At 37.0% G+C, this 21,990-nt stretch carries 20 protein-coding genes and 1 pseudogene; 9 read left to right on the forward strand and 12 right to left on the reverse strand.

Annotated features, from left to right (window positions below):
* Positions 1-4: 4 nt before the first annotated feature.
* Together addA and addB are read right to left on the reverse strand one after the other, a co-directional pair.
* Positions 5-3,619, reverse strand: coding sequence for a helicase-exonuclease AddAB subunit AddA (addA, locus tag EV203_RS08615; RefSeq protein WP_132040088.1), 3,615 nt, complete (start codon positions 3,617-3,619; stop codon positions 5-7).
* Positions 3,567-7,046, reverse strand: a complete 3,480-nt coding sequence (addB, locus tag EV203_RS08620; protein ID WP_132040090.1) for a helicase-exonuclease AddAB subunit AddB — start codon at positions 7,044-7,046, stop codon at positions 3,567-3,569. Before addB ends, addA begins: the two co-directional genes overlap by 53 nt.
* A gap of 194 nt (positions 7,047-7,240) precedes the next feature.
* Here addB and EV203_RS08625 point away from each other — a divergent pair, with 194 nt between their 5' ends.
* The 4 genes and pseudogenes from EV203_RS08625 to EV203_RS14120 all read left to right on the forward strand — a co-directional run bounded on the left by EV203_RS08625 (position 7,241) and on the right by EV203_RS14120 (position 9,004).
* Positions 7,241-8,236, forward strand: coding sequence for a sodium:calcium antiporter (locus tag EV203_RS08625; protein WP_132040092.1), 996 nt, complete (start codon positions 7,241-7,243; stop codon positions 8,234-8,236).
* Positions 8,146-8,418 (forward strand): DUF1646 family protein, encoded by a 273-nt coding sequence (locus EV203_RS14110; protein ID WP_132040094.1) that lies wholly within the window; start codon positions 8,146-8,148, stop codon positions 8,416-8,418. Before EV203_RS08625 ends, EV203_RS14110 begins: the two co-directional genes overlap by 91 nt.
* Complete coding sequence (locus EV203_RS14115) at positions 8,415-8,498, forward strand: DUF1646 family protein (RefSeq protein WP_279432259.1); 84 nt, start codon at positions 8,415-8,417, stop codon at positions 8,496-8,498. Before EV203_RS14110 ends, EV203_RS14115 begins: the two co-directional genes overlap by 4 nt.
* A 125-nt stretch (positions 8,499-8,623) precedes the next feature.
* Positions 8,624-9,004 (forward strand): annotated as a pseudogene (locus EV203_RS14120) (DUF1646 family protein).
* On the opposite strand, the gene EV203_RS08650 reads toward EV203_RS14120, so the two are convergent.
* The 10 genes from EV203_RS08650 to EV203_RS08695 form a co-directional block, all read right to left on the reverse strand.
* Complete coding sequence (locus EV203_RS08650; RefSeq protein WP_132040098.1) at positions 8,936-9,664, reverse strand: fumarylacetoacetate hydrolase family protein; 729 nt, start codon at positions 9,662-9,664, stop codon at positions 8,936-8,938. The pseudogene EV203_RS14120 and the gene EV203_RS08650 sit on opposite strands and share 69 nt — an antisense overlap.
* A 271-nt stretch (positions 9,665-9,935) precedes the next feature.
* On the reverse strand, positions 9,936-11,111 hold the full coding sequence (locus tag EV203_RS08660) for an ABC transporter permease (RefSeq protein WP_132040100.1): 1,176 nt from the start codon (positions 11,109-11,111) through the stop codon (positions 9,936-9,938).
* The gene (locus tag EV203_RS08665) at positions 11,108-11,806 is read right to left on the reverse strand and encodes an ABC transporter ATP-binding protein (protein ID WP_132040102.1); all 699 of its coding nucleotides are present in this window, start codon (positions 11,804-11,806) and stop codon (positions 11,108-11,110) included. Before EV203_RS08665 ends, EV203_RS08660 begins: the two co-directional genes overlap by 4 nt.
* Positions 11,803-13,362 carry an HlyD family efflux transporter periplasmic adaptor subunit gene (locus tag EV203_RS08670; RefSeq protein ID WP_011024728.1) on the reverse strand — a complete coding sequence of 520 codons (1,560 nt, stop codon included), beginning with the start codon at positions 13,360-13,362 and terminating at the stop codon, positions 11,803-11,805. The genes EV203_RS08665 and EV203_RS08670 overlap by 4 nt, the downstream gene beginning before the upstream one ends.
* Before the next feature lie 120 nt (positions 13,363-13,482).
* Positions 13,483-14,853 carry an MATE family efflux transporter gene (locus EV203_RS08675; RefSeq protein WP_132040104.1) on the reverse strand — a complete coding sequence of 457 codons (1,371 nt, stop codon included), beginning with the start codon at positions 14,851-14,853 and terminating at the stop codon, positions 13,483-13,485.
* 21 nt (positions 14,854-14,874) lie between these two features.
* Positions 14,875-16,029: a DNA polymerase IV gene (locus EV203_RS08680; protein WP_022587478.1), complete on the reverse strand. Its 1,155-nt coding sequence runs from the start codon at positions 16,027-16,029 to the stop codon at positions 14,875-14,877.
* A gap of 14 nt (positions 16,030-16,043) precedes the next feature.
* The gene (locus tag EV203_RS08685; protein WP_011024727.1) at positions 16,044-16,514 is read right to left on the reverse strand and encodes a tRNA (cytidine(34)-2'-O)-methyltransferase; all 471 of its coding nucleotides are present in this window, start codon (positions 16,512-16,514) and stop codon (positions 16,044-16,046) included.
* 82 nt (positions 16,515-16,596) lie between these two features.
* Positions 16,597-16,710: an OadG-related small transporter subunit gene (locus EV203_RS14125; RefSeq protein ID WP_259082306.1), complete on the reverse strand. Its 114-nt coding sequence runs from the start codon at positions 16,708-16,710 to the stop codon at positions 16,597-16,599.
* Between the two features lie 84 nt (positions 16,711-16,794).
* Positions 16,795-17,904, reverse strand: coding sequence for a sodium ion-translocating decarboxylase subunit beta (locus EV203_RS08690; RefSeq protein ID WP_009610020.1), 1,110 nt, complete (start codon positions 17,902-17,904; stop codon positions 16,795-16,797).
* Between the two features lie 239 nt (positions 17,905-18,143).
* Entirely contained in the window at positions 18,144-18,770 is a 627-nt protein-coding gene (locus EV203_RS08695; RefSeq protein WP_132040106.1) for a PepSY domain-containing protein, read from the reverse strand.
* A gap of 69 nt (positions 18,771-18,839) precedes the next feature.
* On the opposite strand from EV203_RS08695, the gene nikR reads away from it, so the two are divergent.
* Genes nikR through EV203_RS08720 form a run of 5 tightly spaced genes read left to right on the forward strand, consistent with a single transcriptional unit; the run spans position 18,840 to position 21,887 of the window.
* Positions 18,840-19,304: a nickel-responsive transcriptional regulator NikR gene (gene nikR / locus EV203_RS08700; RefSeq protein ID WP_132040108.1), complete on the forward strand. Its 465-nt coding sequence runs from the start codon at positions 18,840-18,842 to the stop codon at positions 19,302-19,304.
* 13 nt (positions 19,305-19,317) lie between these two features.
* Positions 19,318-20,010: a cobalt transporter CbiM gene (cbiM, locus tag EV203_RS08705; RefSeq protein WP_132040110.1), complete on the forward strand. Its 693-nt coding sequence runs from the start codon at positions 19,318-19,320 to the stop codon at positions 20,008-20,010.
* A complete protein-coding gene (locus tag EV203_RS08710) occupies positions 20,007-20,324 on the forward strand; it encodes a PDGLE domain-containing protein (RefSeq protein ID WP_011024724.1) in 318 nt (105 codons plus the stop codon). The genes cbiM and EV203_RS08710 overlap by 4 nt, the downstream gene beginning before the upstream one ends.
* On the forward strand, positions 20,317-21,132 hold the full coding sequence (cbiQ, locus tag EV203_RS08715; RefSeq protein WP_132040112.1) for a cobalt ECF transporter T component CbiQ: 816 nt from the start codon (positions 20,317-20,319) through the stop codon (positions 21,130-21,132). Before EV203_RS08710 ends, cbiQ begins: the two co-directional genes overlap by 8 nt.
* 26 nt (positions 21,133-21,158) lie before the next feature.
* Positions 21,159-21,887: an energy-coupling factor ABC transporter ATP-binding protein gene (locus EV203_RS08720; RefSeq protein WP_132040114.1), complete on the forward strand. Its 729-nt coding sequence runs from the start codon at positions 21,159-21,161 to the stop codon at positions 21,885-21,887.
* Positions 21,888-21,990: the final 103 nt, after the last annotated feature.

Consider the following 21,990-nt stretch of genomic DNA (forward strand, 5'->3'; position numbering starts at 1 on the left):
ACCCTTAGTACTTTATGATAGTATCATTAAAAAAGAGGTAGATGTACTTCTCTTTTACCTTCTTTCCCGTGATTTCTTCTAAAGCCTTTCCATAGAGGTCTATCTGAACTCTGTATTTATCCCTGATTTCTTCGATCTTCCCATTTTCAACATAATCTGTCTTATAGTCTATTAAAACTAGCTCTCCTTCTTCTTCAAAAAAGCAGTCAATAATTCCCTGTACAGCTATAAATTCTTCTTGATACACTTCAGGCAAATCTCTATAAATTTCTCTGCTACTAATCTTTATGTGAAAAGGCACTTCCCTTCTTACTTCCTTTGCCTTAAGTAACCTTTTCCCCAGTGGAGTTTTAAAAAATCTTTCTATTTTATTTGCATCCACTTCTTTTGCCTGCTCTTCTGTCAGAATTTCATTTTTCACCATATCCTTAATCTGTTCTTTTATCCCCCGGTAAGACAAATCCTTTGAAAGGTCAAGCTTTTGCATGACAAGGTGCATGGCTATTCCCCTTTCAGCAGGAGTCAGTCCCCTTTTCTTCTCCAAAAAGAGGGGGGTTTTTAAAACTCTTCTCTCAAAAATAGAAGTAGTCTCCTCATCAATCACTTCATCATTTAGAATCCTCTTGATTTCCGTAACAGAGAGCTTGGCAGGAAGCTTGCTCGACCTATCATAAGGATAAACGTAGTTAAGCCTTTCTTCAACCTCTTTTCTGAACTCTGTGTGTAAACCTTCTAAATTGAGAGCATTTAATCTCTCCAAGACTTCTATTCCTTCATCTTTTTTCCTTTCAACAATAACATCTCTTTTGTTCCAAATTTTCACTTCCCATTTTGAAGAGTCTTGTTCCAATTCTGGAGAAATTTCTGCAAATTCCCTCAAAAGCTTAAGATCCCTATGCCTGATTAAGGCAGAACCTATCCAGTCTATATAGCTTCTGCTCTTTAATACATCGTACTCAGAAATCTTTTTCCCCAGAAGTTTTGCTTTGCCCCATTTTTTTGCTCTTTCTTTTATGTCTTTTACGCTTGCCACCAGAATGAGCTTTTCTTTTGCCCGTGTTAAAGCTACATACAGAACTCTCATCTCTTCAGAAAGGCTTTCTAGCTTTATTTTATATTTTATGGCTTCTTTTACAATGCTGGGATATGAAAGCCTTCTTCTATAATCCACAAATTCGGGCCCAATGCCTAGAAAATGATGATAGAGAATTTTTTCGTTCAAATCCTTCGTATTAAACTGCTTTCCCAACCCAGCCACTATCACAATAGGAAATTCCAAGCCTTTGCTTTTGTGTATGCTCATTACCCTCACTACATTCTCATTTTCCCCAACTGTCTTAGCACTTCCCATATCTGTACTCGTCGTCTTTAAGCGGTTTATAAAATTGACAAAGTTAAAAAGCCCTTTGAAACTCGTCTCCTCGTACTCTTTAGCCCTTTCAAAAAGCACCCTCAAATTAGCCTGCCTCTCTACTCCTTGGGGCATCGCCCCGACATAGGAGTAAAAACCCGTCTCTTCGTACAAGTACCACAAAAACTCATCCACAGGCATGTAAATTGATTTTTCCTGCCACCTTTTTAATGAATCCAAAAAATTTCTCACCTTTTCTCCCAGTTCATCTTCTCTCAAAGAAGCTTTTTTTAAGGCTTCATATATAGTTCCGTCAGCATCTTCCAATCTTATATCGACAAGTTCTTCCTCGGTGAAAGAAAATATCGGAGACCTCAGTACTGCCAGAAGAGGTATGTCCTGCATTGGATTGTCTATCACCTGCAGAAGGGAAAGCATTGTCTTTATTTCCGCAGTATCAAAGTAGCCGGCATTAGTATCTGCGAAAACAGGAATTCCCATCTTTACAAATTCCTCTTCGAAAGCATAAGCCCATTTTTCAGTAGCTCTTAAAAGCACGCAAATGTCTCTATATTCAACAGGCCTGTACCCCCCAATTTCTTTGTCATACACTTTAAATCCTTCTCTAAAAAGACCTTTTATCCTCTCCCCAACAACATGGGCTTCCACCTGCATATCGTCCAAAATTTCTTCATCTTCTTCAAATTCCTCTTCTCTTTCTCTCTCTATCAAGTGAACTTCTACAGTCCTTTCATTTTCCTTTTCAAAAGGATTACTTTCATAATTTGCCCCATAATTTAATTTTTCTTCCTCTGAGTAGTCTACTTCGCCTATGTTTTTTGACATTATCTTTTCAAATATGTAATTTACTGCGTCTATAATCTCTTTCCTGCTTCTAAAATTTTTATAAAGGAGTATTTTCTTATTTTCCCCTTCTTGAGAATAACTTGTGTATTTCTCAAAAAATATATAAGGATTGGCCTGCCTAAATCTGTATATGCTCTGCTTCACATCTCCCACCATAAACCTGTTCGGTGGATTGTCCCTAGCAATCAAACTCAGTATAGCCTCCTGTATCAGGCTTGAATCTTGGTATTCATCTATGAATATTTCTTCAAACTTTTCTCTGTAGTAAGAAACTACTTCTTCATTACTCAAAATCTTTAGAGCAAAATGTTCTATGTCCTCAAAGTCTATCACACCTTTTTCCTTTTTCTTTTCTCCGTACTTTTTATCAAACATCAAAATCAAATCTGCCAAAGCTTTCATGACAGGATACAATTTCTTTATCTCTCTTTTAATCTCTTCTTCTTCATCTATAAAAAATTTATCTCTTATTTCCCTTATCCGCTTTTTTACGTCCTCTCTCAATTTCCTGACTTCTTCCTTTACTTCTGCATCAGCTTCCTTGCTAGCTTTAGGAAGTCTCTCAAAAGAGATGGCCTCTATTTTTTTCTTGAATTCATTCCAGCTTTTTGAATCAATTAACTCTTTTAAATGATGTGCCTCCGATTGAAAAAGCGAGAGATAGCCCTCTAATCCCCTTTCCTCTCTTAACTTCTCAATCGCGACACTCATCCCATTTAAAAGCCCTAAAATTTCTACTTTTATGCTGTCTAGTATCACTTCCGCCCATTTGGAATCTTCAAAAGAGAAGTCTTCTTTCACCTCGAAAGCCTCAAGCACATCATTCAGCCACTTCTCAGGCCATGGCAAGGACCTTATGAATCCATAGAGCTTCAAAAGTACATCCTGAAGATATTGGTCCCCCTTTGTCCCGCCATAGCTCTCCACCAGAAGGAGAAAGCCCTCATCATTTTTCTCGTACAGCTCCTCAAAAAGCTCCTCCATCGCCTCCAGCTTTAAAAGCAATGTCTCTGTATCATCTCCTACCCTGAAACTAGGGTCCAAGTCCAGCAAAAAGAAATGCTTTCTCACTACATCTAAGCAAAAAGAGTGGATTGTCGTAATAGTAGCTTTATTAAGGAGTGTAAGCTGGTCAGCAAGCCTTTTGTCCTCCGGATGCTGGTCAAGGAGGGAAATTAACCTTTCTGCAATTCTTTCTCTCATCTCAGAAGCAGCTGCATTGGTAAAAGTGACGACCAGCAATCTATCTATGTCTACAGGTTTTTCTGGGTCTGTCACAATATTTATAATCCTCTCTACTAACACTGCTGTTTTCCCTGAACCGGCAGCCGCTGCCACCAAAACATTTTTACCCCTCGTTGTTATCGCTTCCCTCTGTTCTTCCGTCCACTTGACTTCCATCTTCTTTCACTTCCTCTTCAAAAATACTCCACAGTTTTTCTTCTTTGCTTTCTATTCTCCTGTAGTCATTGCCCTTAAAATTGGTCTCAAATTTGCATATAGAAGAGTAAGGGCAGTACTGGCAGGCCGTCTCCTTTTCTTTCTTGTAAGGCAAAATGGAAATATCCCCTTGGAGCATTTCCTCAGCGAGCTTTCTGCTCTTTTTCTTTACAAATTTTCTTAAAATCTCAAATTGCTCTTCTGTCAGTCCTTTTGTGTTTTTGCCGATAGTCCCATCCTTATTGATAGAAGCAGGGATTATATAGGAAGTCCCTTCTATCAATTTATCCATCTCCCTTATTATATCTAAGTTTTTAAGCACAAATCCTTCTAACCGCAGCCTTTTCATTATTTCCTTATACAATTCCTCATCAGAAATATCTTTGTCTGCCCTCACAATAGGATCGTCTATTTTGAAGTAGAATATCCCCGCAGGAGATAAGTTTGCCTTCCCTTCAAAAGCGCTCTCCAAAATGGCATCTAAGTACACAAGAAGCTGAAGTTCAAGTCCATAAAGTACATCTGAAAGGTCAAGAGTTTTGTCTCCCGATTTATAGTCTATTATCCTTACATATGTTTCTCCTTCTTTTTCAAGGACGTCCACTCTGTCAATTCTGCCTATCAGCTTTATTTCTTCTCCGTTTGAAAGCACGATTTTTATAGGAGGATATTTTTGATTTTCACCAAAAGCCACTTCATGACCTAAAGGCACAAAAGAGCTCCTCTTCATGTGTTCAGAAATTATCCATACAGCCTTGGACAGCACCCTCTTTAGTCTGTTTGCGAGGTATCTGTATCGAGAACTGCTCTTTAGGATGTAGCCCGGAATTTTGTCTACCATCTCTTCTACAATTATGTCAACTGCATCATTACACCACTCTTTATCAATCTCCTGCCAGGTAAGCTCCTCCTTTTCTAAAGCCTTGGCAATTTCATTGAGGACATTATGCATGAAAATTCCAAGGTCAGGAGGCTCAAAACCGTAAATTTTTCTCTCTTTAGCCTTAAGCCCGTACTGCACAAAATAGGCAAAAGGACAGGCAGCATACTTCTCAAGCCTTGATACACTAAACTCCATTTCTTCTCCGTAAAGCTTTTTTATCTTTAAAGGAGGTATTCTTTTTATCTGATTGTCATAGACAAAACCTTCTAAAGTATCTTCTAATTTTTTCTTCCACTCATCTTTTGTCCTATACCATTTATAGACCTCCAGCCAAATAGGGTGAATTTTGCCTGTAATATTCCATTTTTTGAAAGATTTAATCATCTCATTAAAAGTGGGCAAAGGCACTGTCACCCGGTTTAGATTTTCTTCGTCTGTGTCCATTTCCACGATATTTGTACTAACCTTTATCTTAGGAAATATCCTTCTTAAGCGAGAAATTATTATAGAAGGCCTTAGGCTCCTCCCTTCGTGGTCTGCAATTGGATAGCTTATTTTAAGAAACTCGCTGGCGGAAGTTAAAGCTGTGTACACTAGAAATTGTTCTTCAAATACCTTTGCCTTTGTATCTCTGTCAAGCTCAAGGTCCAAAGATGAAAGCAAATTTCTCTCTTCGTCTGAAAATATGCCTTCTTCAAAGGAGGAGGCTGGAAATACCCCGTCATTTGCTCCAAGAAGGTAAAGAACTTTGCTGTTGTGACTTTTCATCCTGTCCACACTTGTGACCAAGACTTCGTCTAATGCAGGTGGAATGCTTGCAATCTGGTACTCATCAAAACCTATGGATATAAGCCGTGCAAATTGCTCTAAAGAAATTTTTTCTTCTCCCAGCACTTCTACCATTTGGTCCAACACGTCCACCACTATGTCCCAAATTTGAGCGTATTGATTTGCTGTGTCAAATTCTCCCCTGTTTTTAAACTCTTCAATAAACTTTTCTATCTTCTCAGGCAATTTATTCTCAACCAAAAAATCATAAAGGACTTCGCAGGCTTCTTTTACATTTTTTGAATGAGAAAATCTTGTGTAAAACTTCTCTAAAGGCAAATACACTCTTTCCCTTACTTCATTTACTTTATTTATAATCTGTTTTTCCCTCTCCTCCATCAAAAGGCTGTCAGTTTTATAGTCTATTCTGTACTCCCATCTTTCTTTCCATTTATTCCCTTTTATTCCGTTTGCCAAAACGTAGTTTTCCAAAAGATTTATTTCCTCTTTGTCTATTCCCGTAAAACCTGTCTTGAGGTATCTAAAAACCGATTCATAAGACCAATTTTTTAGATATATTTCAAAAATAGAAATCACATATACTATGATGGGATTGTTAGTTATGTTTATCTTCAAATCGATAAAGTGAGGAATACCATAATGGGAAAATATAGCTTTTACAAGCTTATAATATCTTTTTAGGTCCCTTGTGGCAACCACAATGTCAGAGTATCTCATGTGTTCATCTCTTATCAATCTAGCTATATCGCGAGCTACCTCTTCTACCTCGCTGTACATATTTGTAGCTTTAAAAATGCTTATATTTTTTGTCTCTTCATTGTAAATTTCGTAAGGATGTGAAAAGAAATTTTTCTCCAAAAAAGCAAGCTCTTTATTATGTTCAAATCTTTTGGGTATTCCTTTGTTCAAATTAACAGGCTCCTCAACTGAAATGCCATTGGTTTCACATATTTTAATTAGTCTTTCTTCTGTTTTTTTTGTAGTGTAAAAAAGGTGGGTAGGATCAATTGAATCTATTGAAGGGTCTAATGTCAAGGTCACACTCACCCTTGTAACTTTCTTTAAAAGCTTTTCTATCACCTTATATTGCTTTGGAGTAAAACCGGTAAAGCCATCTATCCAAAACTCTGCTCCTTCAAACTGCAAAGACTTCTCCAGTTTTTTAGATAAAAGGTCTAACTCATCTTCTTCGTCTATGTAGTTTTTGTGCAATACCTCTTCAAAAGAAGAATATATGAGGACTAAGTCCTCAAGTTTTTCCTTTAATCCCAATTTCTCTATTTTTTCGCTAGCGTCAATTAACTGAAAAGGTGTGACATCAAATCTCTTGAATTCAGTTATGGCCTCAGAAATTTTTTTAACAAATCCTTGCTGTCTAGAAGCCTTGGAATATACTTTGAGTTTTTCCTTGTTTTCTTCCAAGACTTTGTATATTACCATAGACTTTCCACAGGCCTTCATATGCTGACGGGCAAGCCCCCCTACTTCTACAAAGACCCTGTTTGCCAGGGTTTTAAAGCTTAAAACCTGTGCCCTCATCTTCTCATCGCGTTCAATCATATCAAGAAGGTACTTCTCCGCCTCAAATGTAAATTGTTCTGGGACAAGAAGGATAAGAGGATGGTCAGCACCGTCATTTAATTTATGTTTTATTTCTTCAAGACAGAAATAGGTTTTGCCACTTCCTGCCCTTCCGTATATAAACCTTATGCTCATAAAATCAGCTCCTAAGTTTTCTATATTACAATAAAAAGCAAGGCAAAACCTTGCTTATCTTCCATTCTCACAACACCTGCACTTTCTTCTAAATATAATTATACCATCATTTTCTCCATGTTGAATTATTTTATTTTTTTGTGATACAATATTCCACTGAGAAAACAAAACAGCCTGTACAAAGGAGTGTAGAAATGATACAGGACGTTATAATGCTGATTTTAAGCCTTGCATTCATACTCATCTCCTGCATTTTTTTCACCAACTCGGTAGAGTGGTTGGGAAAAAAACTAAACCTCAATCAAGGAGTAGTGGGAAGTATCTTGGCGGTTGTTGGGACTGCCTTTCCAGAGACAATTATACCTATCATTGCTATTATCTTTTATAGTGGAAAAGAAGCAAGTCAAATTGCCACAGGAGCGATTTTAGGCGCACCTTTTATGCTTTCAACACTGGGATTTTTGATGACGGGAGCTTCGGTAATACTGTATTCATCTGCAAATAAAAGAAGTATTAAAATGAACGCAGACCCTAATGTCTTCAGAAGAGACCTTGAATATTTTATATTGATTTACACACTAGCTATATTTACCTCCGTGTTCAACCAGTTCAATGAAGTGAGACTCGCATCAGTTTTACTTTTATTAACCCTGTATTTCCTTTACGTAAGAGCTACATTCAATAGCGAAGGAAAAATAGAACAAAATGTAGAAGAACTCTTGTTTTCACGGATTTTTAGCCTCCCTCCTACATTATCTTGGATAATAATTCAACTATTTATTTCTCTTTCTGGCATAATTTTCAGTTCTCATTTGTTTGTAGGGTATGTTAAGGACCTTTCTCATTTAATGGGAGTATCTCCACTCATACTTTCTCTTGTAATAACACCTATTGCAACAGAACTGCCTGAAAAATTTAATTCAATAGTATGGGTAGGGCAAAAAAAAGATACTCTTGCGCTTGGAAACATAACGGGTGCAATGGTGTTTCAGTCTTCTATACCAGTTATTATGGGGATTTTGTTTACCCCATGGAATATAACAGGAATAGCTTTTTTAAGTGTAGCTCTGGCATTGACTTCTGCTACTTTAAATTTAATATGGATAAACATGAAAAAATCAGTAAATCCTTTTATACTCATGTCCGGAGGAATACTGTACGGAATATTTTTATTTACTGTAATTCATTAATCCGCAATCTCACCTCTGTTGTTCATATAATTACAGCCATAATAGCCTCAATAATATTAGTAGAAATAATTCACTTGTTGCCTTTGAAATACAAAGATAAAGTAGTGATTACTGTCATTGCTTCTCTTTCAATAGGCATAGGTGCTGCATTGACTCTAATTGGATACCTTTATCAACAATAGTAACCTCAAAATTAAATGAAAGCTTCTTTTACCTTTTTACTACCTTAGGTATTTACATTATACTAGCTGTATTAGCCTGAGGCTTTTTTGGGTTTATTATATATTAACAAATTGAGAAAAACAACTATTTTATTATAGAAGAAATAAAAAAGTTGAAAAATTTCAATTTATCCTTATTCAAGCATTTAAAATTTTCGTTTTTATTCTGGCATTGGAACTTTTAGGTGCAGGATTTAAACCTATTATTGACAATTATATAATTCATCTTGATAGCCAACTTTTATATTGGATAAATATGGCAGCGACCGAAATTTCTCCTCACATGACAACAGAACAAATCTGAGCAATATTGATGGGTCTTCTAATAAGTGGCAGCATGCTGATTCCAGGAAATATACCCAATATCATATCTGCAGGAAAGCTTAATATAAAAAGCCGCGAATGGGCTTTGGTAGGAATTCATTTGTTCATTAGTTGGTTTAGTTGTATATTTCATCATACATTTTGTAATTTGATTTTACTTTACTCTGTTTGTAAGTCTCCCTATTCCCTCTATTTCAATAGTTACAACGTCTCCCGGTTTTAAGGGACCAACGCCAGAAGGTGTTCCGGTAAGTATCACGTCGCCGGGATTTAATGTCATTATGTGAGATATAAAACTTACAAGCGTTGGAACGTTAAATATGAGGTGTCGGGTATTGCTCTTTTGCTTTACTTCCCCGTTTACATATGTAGTTATATTTAAAGAAGTAGGGTCTAGGTCTGTCACAATCCAAGGCCCTATAGGCAAAAAGGTATCAAAAGACTTGGCTCTTGTCCACTGGCCATCTTTTGCCTGCAGATCTCTTGCTGTCACATCATTGGCTATAGTATAGCCAAGTATGTAATTTTTTGCTTCCTCTATAGAAACATTTTTAGCTTTTCTTCCTATGACAACAGCCAATTCTCCTTCATAATCCACTCTTCGAGACATTTCAGGAAGAATTATGTAATCATCAGGCCCAATTACTGCAGTGGAAGGTTTTATAAATAAGGTGGGTTCCTCTGGAATTTTGTCCCCCATCTCTTCTATGTGGTCTTTATAATTTAAACCTACGCATATAGCCTTAGAAGGAATACAGGGAGGAAGAAGTTTTACTTCATTTAATCCGTATAAAAAAGCTCCCCCCTCCTTCAATAAGATGACCTTGTCGTTTTCTAGGATACCATAACTGTCAGGTTCTCTATCCACTCTCACAATCCTCATACTCATTCCTCCTTTAGATAGATTTGAATAGTATTTTACCATAAAAAAGATAATAAAAAAATAGCCTAAAAAGGCTTATTTTCGGTTTTTTATATATTCACCTACTTTTTTATCTTCTTTGTTTATATGGTTGACAAACCAGTCTACAAGGAACTCTCTATAGTTTCGTTGCCTACTGACAAGGACTCGGTCCACTTTATCATCCAATTTCCTCCCCTATAAAAACTGTCGATTCAATTTTAAATCTTTTTCGACAAAAAATCAATAAAAATTATTCATACCGTAAAGCCTCAATTGGATTGAGATTAGCAGCCTTATTCGCAGGATACACGCCAAAGAAAAGTCCCACCAAAACTGAAAAAGAAAAAGATACCAAAATCGTGCTCAAAGTAGGATTTGCATCTATATTCATAGCCTTCCCTAAAGTCACTGCTAAAATATATCCTGCTATAATTCCCAATATTCCACCCAACCCGCTTAAAGTTAAAGACTCAATAATGAACTGTAGAAGAATATCTCTCTTTTTTGCCCCTAGTGCTTTTCTTATTCCTATCTCTCTCGTTCTTTCTGTAACCGATACAAGCATTATATTCATTATTCCAATTCCACCCACTAAAAGTGAAATCCCAGCAATTCCTCCAAGAAGTAAACTCAGCGTAGTAGTAACACTATTTACCGTTGATAAAATCTGTGACTGGTCAATTATCCTAAAAGCACTGGTATCGCCTTTAAAAACCACCAACAGGTGATTATTTATTATATTTTTGGCTATTTCTACAGTATCAGGATTTGACGCCCCAATATATATTTGCCTTATATTTTTATTTTTGTCAAAATAAAACATGGTCTTTATTGGAATAAATATTGCGTCATCGTCTGAACCTGCAATTGAAGATCCTTTTAATGCTAAAACTCCAACTACTGTAAAAGCCTGACCGTTTAATTTTATAGTTTTCCCAACCGGATCTGTAAACCCAAACAATTCTGTCGCAACATTGTGCCCTAAAACCGCAACTTTATTTCTTCCCTCATCATCCATTGGCGAAATAAATCTTCCTTCAGCTACCTGTATGCTGCGAATTGCCTGGTAATCACTATTTACTCCATTTACCATAACAGAATCTACTGAATTGTTGCCGTACTTAGCAGTGACATTTGAAGAGATGACAGGTGAAACCGCTTTTATATAATTCCCATCCTTTAATGTCATCGCTTGCTCATAAGTGAGAGACGCTTGAGATCCGCGTCCCATAACACTCACCATTATGAGGTTTGACCCCATGCTCTGAATTTGGGAAGTTACACTCTTTGTAGAACCCTGCCCTATGCTGACCAACGCTATCACAGCTGTAACACCTATTATGATTCCCAACATTGTCAAAAACGACCTTAACTTATTGCTAAAGATACTCCTTATAGCAATTTTCAATGCCTGTACATATCTCACTGCGCCTTCACCTCATTCCCTAGAATGCGCCCATCTTTTATTCTCACTATCCTCTTTGCCTGAGCTGCTATATTTGGGTCGTGAGTGACAACCACCACTGTATTACCTCTTTCATTCAATTCAGTTATTATTTTCATTATCTCATTTCCACTTTTTGAATCTAAATTCCCTGTAGGCTCATCTGCTAAAATTATACGAGGATTATTAGCCAGTGCTCTAGCTATAGCAACCCTCTGCTGCTGACCCCCTGAAAGTTCATTGGGCCTGTGCTTCATCCTGTCTTTAAGCCCTACAAGCTCTAAAAGCATCTCTGCTCTCTCTCTTCTCTCCTTTGCAGGAACACCTTTGTATATCATAGGCAGTTCTACATTTTCTAAAGCAGTCATCCTCTGCAGCAAATTGAAGTTTTGAAATACAAACCCTATTTCACTGCATCTCAAATCTGCCAGCTGATTATCAGTAAGCTTACTTGTATCAATACCATTAAGGAAATATTCACCAGATGTCTTCGTATCAAGACAACCTATTATGTTCATCAATGTCGTCTTACCTGAGCCCGACTGTCCTACAATTGAAACAAATTCACCTTTCCGGATATCCAAATCTATTCCATCTAATGCCCTTACTTCATTCTGCCCGATTCTATAAATTTTTGTTAAATTTCTCATTTTTATCAGTACTTTATCACTATTCATCTATTATTGCCCCCTGAGGAAGAGTTGTTCTGCCATGACCTGTTAAAGCTTCCTCCTTGAAAGCTTCCACTCGGCCTTTCAGTATTTCTATTGAATCCTCCCTGCGGCCTCATCATAAAATTAAAGCCTTGAGGATTTCTATTGTTACTATTAGCCAAAGAGGAGTTCAAAGGAATTAACACCCTGTCGCCTTCCTGCAGTCCACTTACTATTTCTACAAAATTGTTGTTGTGAATTCCTGTTTCTATAAACCTTATATTATTTCTAAACAAGTTCCTCATATTATTGGCATTGGCATCAGAAAGATTTTGATTTTTCATATCATCTGTATAAAGTATCACATATTGTCTATTTCCCAGCGTCTGTACTGCCTGTATAGGGAGGAGTAAAACATCGTTTTTTTCTGCAACTGTAATAGCTACATCCATTGACATACCAAGCATTAGATCCTCACTCGGGTCTACCTGTATAGTTACATTGTACGATGCAACGCCATTCTGTATAGTTGGCAACTGTGATACTTGAGATACCGTTCCACTAAATACCTTTCCTGGTAAGTCATCAGTTGTAAGCTGGACCTTTTGACCTATTTTTATATTCTTAATATCTGTCTCATCAACGGAAAGGTTCACAATATATCCCGAATTGCCTACGATTACTGCTGTATCTGGCTGGCTCTCATAAGATGAAAGCTGTGTAATGTCCAAAACAGGCACAAAACCTGTCTGCACGTAAGAAGCATTGAGATTATTATTGCCTGCGTTACTGCTAAAATTCCCCAGAACATCTCCTTCTTTTATGTTCTGACTTAATATTTTCCCATCAATTGGAGAATAAATCTTTAAACTCTCAATCTGCTTTAAAATTTGATTATAGTTATTTTGAGCCTGCATTACTTTTATTTTGTCGCTTTGTATTTGAGCATCACTTATATTGCTTGAAGAAAGCTTAATTAAAACCTCTCCCTTTCTGACATTCTGCCCTGATGAAACATATATTTTTTCCACAGTTCCTGAAACTTGCGCTGTGACATTAGTCCCGCTATTACCAGAAGGTTGTCCTTCTTCGCTTCCATTAGATTTATTAACATTAACTACTGCAACTGGCATACCTGGAGTGACATCTTGGCCTTCTTTTACCAAAATTTCTACTACTCCGTCAACAGGAGAAGTGATGCTAAGTTTTGCAACAGCGCTATTGTAATTTTTTGTGTCCTGATTTAATTGTTGAGTCGCCAAATCAAGATTTAATTTAGCCTGTTCCAGCTGATTATTTAAATTATCGTCCTCAAGTTCATATAAAAGGTCACCTTTTTTGACTGAATCGCCTACATTAAAATACACCTTTTTTACAACTCCGTTTTTTAAAGTAATCGCTCTCACATCTCCTGTTAAATTACCTGTACCGGTAATTGTCATGGAAATGTTTCCTCGAGTAACAGTTACGTATGGAATCTGTGAAGAAGTAGAAGTTTTGGTTTTGTTTAGAAAATAAAATGTAGCAATACCTGCAATTAGAAGGATAGCGACAATTACGTATGCATACTTCCTTTTCATATTGCCACCTCTTTAATCGAAAGGTTTGTAAATATACTAGCAGAAAATTATGATACAAAAATTATTACAAATATGTGAGAAATTTGTGTGCAAAAAGGTCCGCTGACTTTTAGCGGACCCTTATACTTTTATGTACTTCCACTTTCCTGCTCTAAACCTAAAAATGTACATTATCGAACGAACTATAAAATCGGTAAAAACCCCAATCCATATCCCGTAGATGTCCATCCCAAAATTTTTAGCTAAAAAAGAACCCAATACTATCCTGAAAAGCCAAAGGCCTACCACAGTAGTAACTACAACATACGATATATCGCCTGCAGCCCTTAATACTCCCGCCATCACCACCATAATTGCAAGAAAGGGCTCTACTACTGCAAATATTTTTAAAATGCTAGCAGACACTCTTATAACTTCCGGATCGGTAGTATAAAGCGCTGCAAGCTGTTTGGAAAACACAAACATAAAAACGCCTATAACAGAAATTACTACAACAGAAATATTCCTGGAAACTTTGGCGTAAGTCTCCGCCATATCAAATTCTTCTGCCCCAAGGCTCCTTCCTACTAAGGCTGTAGCTGCTATTGAAAAACCAAATATTGGCATAAACGCAAGGCTGTTTGCATTCATTCCTATTTGATAGACGGCTATAGCTGTTGTGCCCATTGTGGACACTATTATCTGAACTACTAAAAATCCTCCCTGCATCACCAGCTGCTCTAAAGAGGCAGGAACTCCTATTTTTATAATCCTTTTCATCATATCAAAATCTAATTTAAAGGGCCCTCTGATGGCTATTCCCGCCTGGTTTTTCCCAGAATAAATTAAATAAGGTAGAAGTATCCCACCTACTATGCGCGCAGCTGTCACAGAAAAAGCCGCACCTTTAACACCAAAAGGAGGTATCAGGTACCTACCTTTATAAGGTACACCAAAAACCAAAAGCGCATTTAAAATGAGGTTTATTATGTTTACAACTGCAGTCACATACATGGGAGTTTTTGTATCCCCCGCCCCTCTTAATGCACCTCCCAATATTAAGGCAATGACCATAAAAGGAAACCCTATGAGAGCAATTCTGTAGTACAAAATAGCAAATTCAAAAACCTCAGGCTCAATCTTGCCAAAGAGAGTTTTTATGATAGGAATGTCAAAGGCATATCCTAAAAGTGTAAATAAAAGTGTCAAAAAAACTGCCATTATAAAAGACTGCGAAGTAGCAGTCTTAACCCCTTCAATATCTTCCTCACCAACAAGTCTAGCCACAACCACTGTAACACCTGTAGACAATCCTGCAAAGACTGCTTGTAGAAAAAATATAACCATGTTTATAAGCCCTACAGCGGCAAGGGCAGCCGCACTTATACGTCCAACAAATATGGTGGAAATCATTCCTACTGCCATCACAAGCATTTGCTCAGCTATAGAAGGCCAGGCAATCTCCATGACTTCTTTTGCTACATTTCGCCTTTCCTCTTCTTTTGCTTCCAATTCAATCCCCCCCATTTTAGCCTATTTATTATCTTTTAGAAGTTCGCTTCCTTTTTTGATTATTTTTTTCCCTATTCTTTTATTTATCTCTTCTGCCAAATTCCCAGCTTTTATTACTTTAACCAATCTTTTATCTAAGAAGGACAATTGCTCATATTTCACAGGGCTTAAATTAGACACAGAAAGTCCTATCAGTCTAACATATTGCTCTAATTTCCACTCTTCTAATATCCCTTTTGCCACCTCATAAATGTCTTCACTAAATCTTATGTATTTATCTACTGTTTTGCTCTTTGTGTGAACAGCAAAATCTGCAGTTTTTATTTTCACAGTAACTGTCCTGCAGTAAAGCCTTTCTTTGATAAGCTCTTCCGATACAATTTCAGAAAATTCTTTTAGATGTTGAATTAGCAGTTCTTTATTCTTTGTATCTTTTTCCAAAGTCTTTTCTTTCCCTATAGACTTAATCTCCCTCATCGTCTCGACAGGCCTCTCATCAATACCTCTAATTCGATTGTATATCTCTACCCCTGTTTTCCCAAAAAGTTCTATAAGATTTTCTTGAGGAAGTTTTAATAAATCTTCCACAGTCTCTATCCCTATACTTCTTAGTTTTTCCGCAGATTTTTCGCCTATTCCATGGACTTTCGTAACAGGAAGGGGCTTTAATATTTCTGGTACCATGTCTTCTGTTATCACCATCAAACCATCTGGTTTATTCCAGTCAGAGGCAAGCTTTGCAAGAAATTTGTTGTAAGAAATGCCTACAGAAACAGTAAGGCCTGTCGCATCTTTTACTCTCTTCTTTATTTCCAGGGCAATATCCTCAGGATTTTTGTCAACATGTGTAACATCTAAATAAGCCTCGTCTATAGATACAGGCTCTACAAAGGGAGTTATGTCGTATAAGATTTTAAAAATCTGTTCTGATACTTCTTCATATCGTTTTCTCCTGACAGGCAAAAAAATGCCCTGAGGGCACAGTTTTTTTGCCATGTACATTGGCATAGCAGAGTGAATCCCGTACTTTCGCGCCTCATAAGAACATGTGGAAACAACACCTCTTCCTGATAATCCTCCAACAATGACAGGCTTCCCTCTGTATTCAGGATTATCCTGTTGTTCAATGGACGCAAAGAAAGCGTCCATATCAACATGGATAATCTTTCTTTTCATAAATTTCCCTCATTTCATCTCATATTGGGAAAACCCAACTGCTTTAAGGCTTCATATACTATTATGGCAACGGAATTAGACAAATTAAGAGATCTCCAGAGGATTTTCTCGTGCATCGGTATGCGTATACAGTCCTCGTAATATTCGTCTATGAGCCACTGAGGCAATCCTGTCGTTTCTTTTCCAAAAATCAAAAAAGCTTCGTCTTCATATTTGACTTCATGGTAGTATTTGTTTGCTCTTGTAGTAGCAAGGTAAAACTTCTTCCCTTTATGCTTTTCCAGAAACTCTTGAAGGTTTTCATATACCGTGAGGTCCAATAAGGGCCAATAGTCAAGCCCTGCCCTTCTTACATCTTTCTCATCTATACTAAAACCCAAAGGTTTTACAAGGTGAAGTCTGCTTCCTGTAAGTACACAGGTTCTTGCAATATTACCCGTATTCTGGGGTATCTCAGGTTCAACAAGTACTACATTAAGTGGCATTTTTGAACCCCCTGTATGTGCAACTAACTTTACAAATCTATTATATCACAACAGCTTTATAATTAAAAAATTCACCATTTTCCTAGTTGTCAAATATTTTCACTAAAACTTTAATCAGCACAAAAAATATGACTAACATCAAAAAAGTCATTCCTATTCCTACAATAGCGATTCTAAATATATTAAGTAAATCCATTTTGTCCACCTCTTTTAAATTTTAACTCCTCTAGTCAGAGGTCTGCAAAACCTCCTCCCTATAGTCCAAACTCAACACTTTTAATTACACAATAGAACTAACAAGTGCTATTACAATACCTCCTGCTATGATAGAACCTATTTGGCCTGCGACATTTGCTCCTGCTGCCTGCATCAAAATAAAATTTGTAGGGTCTTCTTCTTGGGCCATTTTTTGCACAACTCTAGATGACATTGGAAAAGCCGATATTCCAGCAGCTCCTACCATTGGATTTACTTTATTCTTTAAAAACAAATTTAAAAACTTTGCAAACAATACTCCTCCCGCTGTATCAAATATAAAAGCTATAAGTCCCATTCCAAATATCAAAAGAGTTGTAGGTGTCAAAAATTTGTCGGCAGTCATAGTAGAACCTATTGTTATCCCAAGTAAAAGTGTTACAAGATTGGCAAGTTCATTTTGCGCAGCCTTTGAAAGCCGTTCAACCACACCGCTTTCTCTTATTAGGTTACCAAACATTAAAGAACCTACAAGAGGAACACTACTTGGTACTAAAACTCCTGCAACAAATGTCACCGCTATTGGAAAAAGTATCTTAGCTGTTTTTGAAACTTTATTCATGCGCAAATCCATTCTAATTTTTCGTTCTTCCTTAGTAGTCAGGATCCTTATCACGGGGGGCTGGATTATTGGAACTAAGGCCATATAGGAATAAGCTGCAACTGATATAGGCCCTAAAAGCTTTGGTGCAAATAAATTAGCTACGTAAATAGATGTAGGTCCATCTGCAGCGCCAATTATACCTATAGAAGCTGCTTCTTTTAAATCAAAACCCAGTATATAGGCAAAAATTATTGTTAAAAATATTCCTAGTTGGGCTGCAGCGCCAAAAAATATCATGAAAGGTTGCTGGAGAAGGGGTGAAAAATCTATCATTGCCCCAACTGCAATAAAAATAAGGATAGGAAAAAGTTCTGTTTTTATTCCTGCATTGTATAGAATGGTAAGAAATCCATTCTCCCCTATAGCAGAGGAAAACGGAATATTGGCAAGTATTATGCCAAAACCTATTGGCAAAAGTAACATTGGTTCGTATTCCTTTTTTATTGCAAGATATATAAGGATACCTCCAATTATAAACATTACAACATGGCTTAAAGTAAGATTTGATATTCCTTCTATAAAAGCCTTCATTATTAGTTCCTCCTTTTGTAAAATATAACATACAAAAGCAAGACCTATATAGTGTTTACCTCTATAAAGGTCTTGCTCAAAACTCCGTCCGGAGTTTCTAACCTGCCGGAGAAAATTTCCCGTGCTGACGACAGGTTAAACCACATACTGTGGCAAGCTACTCCCCTTTACTTATGTTTAATTATATATTAAATCGTTATCACAATCAATGTAAAAAAGAGGCGGAAACCCGCCCCTTTTTAGTTTTCTCCCTGTTGCTCAAGTTGTACAGTGTCATTGTCAGAAGTATTTGCTTTTTCAACTTCTCCAGCTTTTTCTTTTTCATGCTTTTCATTGTCCTGTCCCTTGTCCTGTGCCAATACAGCACCATTTCCTGCATCGACTTTTACATCAACTACACCGCTATTTGTCTTAATCTCTACGTTGTACACAAGGTATCCATTTTCATTGTCAAGGCTTACCTTCTCAACTGTTCCTGGTACTACTTTCAATGCTGCTGCCTTTGCTTCATCAGGTGTTATTTTGGTAAGGGAAGAAAGCTGTGCACTCTCCTGTGCTTCATTGTCTTTTACAGCTTCGCTGCCTTTCCCATTGTCTTGCGGATTGGCAACTTTGATTGTCCCCTGGTAAACTGGTTGCTGCTCTTCTACATTCTGTTGGTCATTTGAAGTAGCTGCTTTTGTTGCTGTCACTGCTGGAGGAGTGGAGGGCGAAGTCTGTGCCTTTGCAATCCCCTGATAAGTAGCACCTCCTATTAACCCTAATGCCATTGCACCTGCCACCATGTAGCTTATTAGCTTTTTACTCATTCTTACCACCCTTTCATTATTTTTTGTTGATGGCCTACCATCAACTTTCAATTTCATTTTATAACCCCAACATTAAAAGAACATTAATGAAAAATTAATTTCTGAAATTGACTCCTCTAAAAAATAGTGCTATTATTTTCTAAGAAAATAGCACAGCATAAAGGAGGGATTTGTCTGGAAGGCATCGTGCGCTTTGGCGTTTCCATGGAGTCAAAGCTTTTAAAACAGTTTGACGAACTGATTGAAAAGAAAAATTATAATAACAGGTCCGAAGCCATAAGAGACCTCATTAGAGATTTCATAGTAGAAAATCAGTGGGAAGCAGAGGATGTTGAGACAATAGGCACAATAACCTATGTGTTCAACCATGAGGTTAGAGAAATTAACGATAAACTCACAGATATGCAGCACAAACACTATAAAAACATCATATCCACTATGCATGTACATCTAGATGAGCACAACTGCATAGAAGTCATGATAGTAAGAGGCAAAGCAAAAGAAATTGTGAAGATCGCCGATGAAATAATAAGCACAAGGGGAGTAAAGCATGGAAAGCTTGTAATGACTACAACCGGTGAAAATTTATGAGAGGTGAGGATTTATGCATATACCTGACGGGTACTTGAGCCCTCAGACATGCGCTGTAATGGGGGCCGCCATGGTTCCTGTTCTCTATAAATCCGTAAAAGAAGTAAATAAAGAGCTTGATAAGAAGGACATACCAACGATGGCAATAGGTTCGGCTTTTTCTTTCACAGTCATGATGTTCAACGTCCCAATACCGGGCGGTACAACAGCCCATGCCATCGGCTCCACCCTTCTGGCAATAGTATTGGGCCCCTGGGCTGCGGTCATTTCTGTTACGGTAGCCCTTATAATACAGGCCCTCCTCTTTGGCGATGGAGGGGTACTGGCTTTAGGAGCAAATACTTTCAATATGGCTTTTCTAGCCCCCTTCGTTGGATACGGAGTTTACAAGCTTATGATGCGCCTTAAATTAAAGAAAGTTTTATCCTCCGCAATAGGTGCATATGCTGGAATAAATGCAGCAGCTTTTGCAACAGCAGTAGAGCTTGGCATACAGCCAATGCTTTTCCACACAGCTACAGGAAAAGCCCTTTATTTCCCTTATGAACTTAACATATCTATCCCTGCTATGATGTTTGCTCATCTCACTGTTGCAGGTTTCGTAGAAGCTATTGTAACAGCTTTAGTTATATACTACCTAGAAAAAGTAGAAGAAGATAATATACTCTACCAGTACTCCTACAGGCTAAGGGGTGAAAAAAGATGAAAAAGCTTTATATCATAGCTTTAATAATTATTCTCCTTACTCCTTTAGGCCTTCTGGCTTCAGGTTCTGCGTGGGGTGAGTGGAGCCTCGATGAAGTCAAAGAAATGATAGGATATGTGCCTGAAGGCATGAGTAAATTTGCAGAACTGGTGAAAGGCATACTGCCTGATTACAGTATTCCTGGCTTTGACGCCAATTTCTTTCAACAGGCGATAGGCTATGTATTTTCAGCCGTCATAGGCATTGCCGCAATACTCATAACATTTGCCATATTAGGAAGAGTAATGGGAAGGGTTAAGAAGAAAAATGGATAGATTTTTAGAAAAGACTATTCAAGGCATCTATGGAATTTTTGAAGATTTGTTTTATTCTGATGAAATTGCTGCAAAAAAAGGCCTTATGCAGTCATTAGATCCAAGAGTAAAACTTTTATCTATTTTACTTCTCATTGTAATAGCTAACTTTGGAAAGAGCATTCTTTTTCTTTCAGTATTTGCTATTTATACGGTAGTTCTAGCTTTTCTTTCAAAAATACCTTTGAAAGCCTATATAAAAAGAGTTGCTGTTATCTCAATAATTTTTACAGGAATAATACTTTTACCTTCAACTTTCAACTTTTTTGAAAAAGGAAGTCCTCTAATTTACTTTGGCAAAAACTTATACATCACAAAAGAAGGCGCCTTAGCTTCTCTTACACTCATGATGAGGTCATTTGTCTCTCTATCTTTTGTGTACATTTTGTCCCTGTCGACAAAGTGGACAGATATATTAAAGGCCTTCAGATCTTTTCATCTGCCACAGGTTTTTACCACAACTCTTGAGATGGCCTTCAGGTATATCTTTTTGTTTTTAGAAGTCTCTTTAAATACGTTTTTAGCGCGTAAAAGCAGAAACGTAGGAAAAATCAAAGGGAGAGATGGCAGGAAATTTGTCGCTTCTGTCATCGGAAGCATCTTAATACGATCCAATGAACTTACAGAAGAAGTGTACAAAGCGATGGTCTCAAGAGGTTATAGAGGAGAATACAAAACCTTCTCTTCTTTTAAAATGACCCCATGGGATTACATTTGGATTTCTTCTAATCTGATTTTTATAATAGCCCTATTTAACGCCAAATTATAAAGTTTTACAGGAGGAGATTTTGTAAATTGGATAAAGTTTTTGAACTAAAAAACGTGTCTTACTTTTACACCCCAAAAGTTCCTGCTTTAATAGACATAAGTTTTGACGTGAAACTTAAAGAAAAATTGTTTATATTGGGTGCAAATGGAAGTGGAAAATCTACTCTTTTAAAGCTAATGGATGGACTAATTTATCCTCATGAAGGTCAAATACGATTTTTTGGAAAAGTGATTGGAGATAAAAGAACCTTTGACGAATATGAATTTAGAAGAAGAGTGGGTTTTGTCTTTCAAGACTCTGACGTGCAGCTTTTTAACACAACTGTGTTTGATGAAATAGCTTTTGCCCCCCTACAGATGGGTATGAAAAAAGAAGAAGTAGAAAAACTAGTAAATGAGATTCTCATTTCCTTTGGAATTGAAAAACTAAAAGATAGACCTCCTCACAGACTAAGTGGGGGAGAAAAGAAAAAAGTAGCTTTAGCTTCAGTAATGGTAATAGACCCTGAAGTTTTACTCTTAGACGAACCAACTAACGGCCTTGATCCGCGATCAAAAAAGTGGCTTTTATCAAAATTAGAAGAATTAAACCAAAAGGGTGCCACTCTTGTCATCGCCACCCACGACCTTGAGATGGCAAAAAAATTTTCAGATAGAATAATAATTCTAAATGAAGAACATAAAATAGAAGCTATAGGGTATCCTGAAGAAATTTTAAATGATGAAAAGCTCCTTCTCAAAGCCAATTTAATTTGAATAAAAATAGAGGCTGTCCAAAAACAATAATTTTTAATAACCAGAATCAAGTATTTAATACCATTAAATGTTAATATTGAACTATGCAGCAAATAACAAGAGG

Source organism: Caldanaerobacter subterraneus (assembly GCF_004345675.1).
Classification (GTDB): Bacteria; Bacillota; Thermoanaerobacteria; order Thermoanaerobacterales; family Thermoanaerobacteraceae; genus Thermoanaerobacter; species Thermoanaerobacter subterraneus.

What these genes read in the sequence shown, in the direction of transcription:
- EV203_RS08710 (WP_011024724.1), top strand. Translation starts at nt 20,007, where the DNA reads ATGAAAAAGCTTTATATCATAGCTTTAATAATTATTCTCCTTACTCCT.
- EV203_RS08665 (WP_132040102.1), bottom strand. Translation starts at nt 11,806, where the DNA reads ATGAATAGTGATAAAGTACTGATAAAAATGAGAAATTTAACAAAAATT.
- addA (WP_132040088.1), bottom strand. Translation starts at nt 3,619, where the DNA reads ATGGAAGTCAAGTGGACGGAAGAACAGAGGGAAGCGATAACAACGAGG.
- EV203_RS14110 (WP_132040094.1), top strand. Translation starts at nt 8,146, where the DNA reads ATGGATAAACATGAAAAAATCAGTAAATCCTTTTATACTCATGTCCGG.
- EV203_RS08695 (WP_132040106.1), bottom strand. Translation starts at nt 18,770, where the DNA reads ATGAAATTGAAAGTTGATGGTAGGCCATCAACAAAAAATAATGAAAGG.
- EV203_RS08650 (WP_132040098.1), bottom strand. Translation starts at nt 9,664, where the DNA reads ATGAGGATTGTGAGAGTGGATAGAGAACCTGACAGTTATGGTATCCTA.
- addB (WP_132040090.1), bottom strand. Translation starts at nt 7,046, where the DNA reads ATGAGCATAAGGTTTATATACGGAAGGGCAGGAAGTGGCAAAACCTAT.
- EV203_RS08670 (WP_011024728.1), bottom strand. Translation starts at nt 13,362, where the DNA reads ATGAAAAGGAAGTATGCATACGTAATTGTCGCTATCCTTCTAATTGCA.
- EV203_RS08685 (WP_011024727.1), bottom strand. Translation starts at nt 16,514, where the DNA reads ATGCCACTTAATGTAGTACTTGTTGAACCTGAGATACCCCAGAATACG.
- cbiQ (WP_132040112.1), top strand. Translation starts at nt 20,317, where the DNA reads ATGGATAGATTTTTAGAAAAGACTATTCAAGGCATCTATGGAATTTTT.
- EV203_RS08625 (WP_132040092.1), top strand. Translation starts at nt 7,241, where the DNA reads ATGATACAGGACGTTATAATGCTGATTTTAAGCCTTGCATTCATACTC.
- EV203_RS14125 (WP_259082306.1), bottom strand. Translation starts at nt 16,710, where the DNA reads ATGGATTTACTTAATATATTTAGAATCGCTATTGTAGGAATAGGAATG.
- EV203_RS08690 (WP_009610020.1), bottom strand. Translation starts at nt 17,904, where the DNA reads ATGAAGGCTTTTATAGAAGGAATATCAAATCTTACTTTAAGCCATGTT.
- cbiM (WP_132040110.1), top strand. Translation starts at nt 19,318, where the DNA reads ATGCATATACCTGACGGGTACTTGAGCCCTCAGACATGCGCTGTAATG.
- EV203_RS08680 (WP_022587478.1), bottom strand. Translation starts at nt 16,029, where the DNA reads ATGAAAAGAAAGATTATCCATGTTGATATGGACGCTTTCTTTGCGTCC.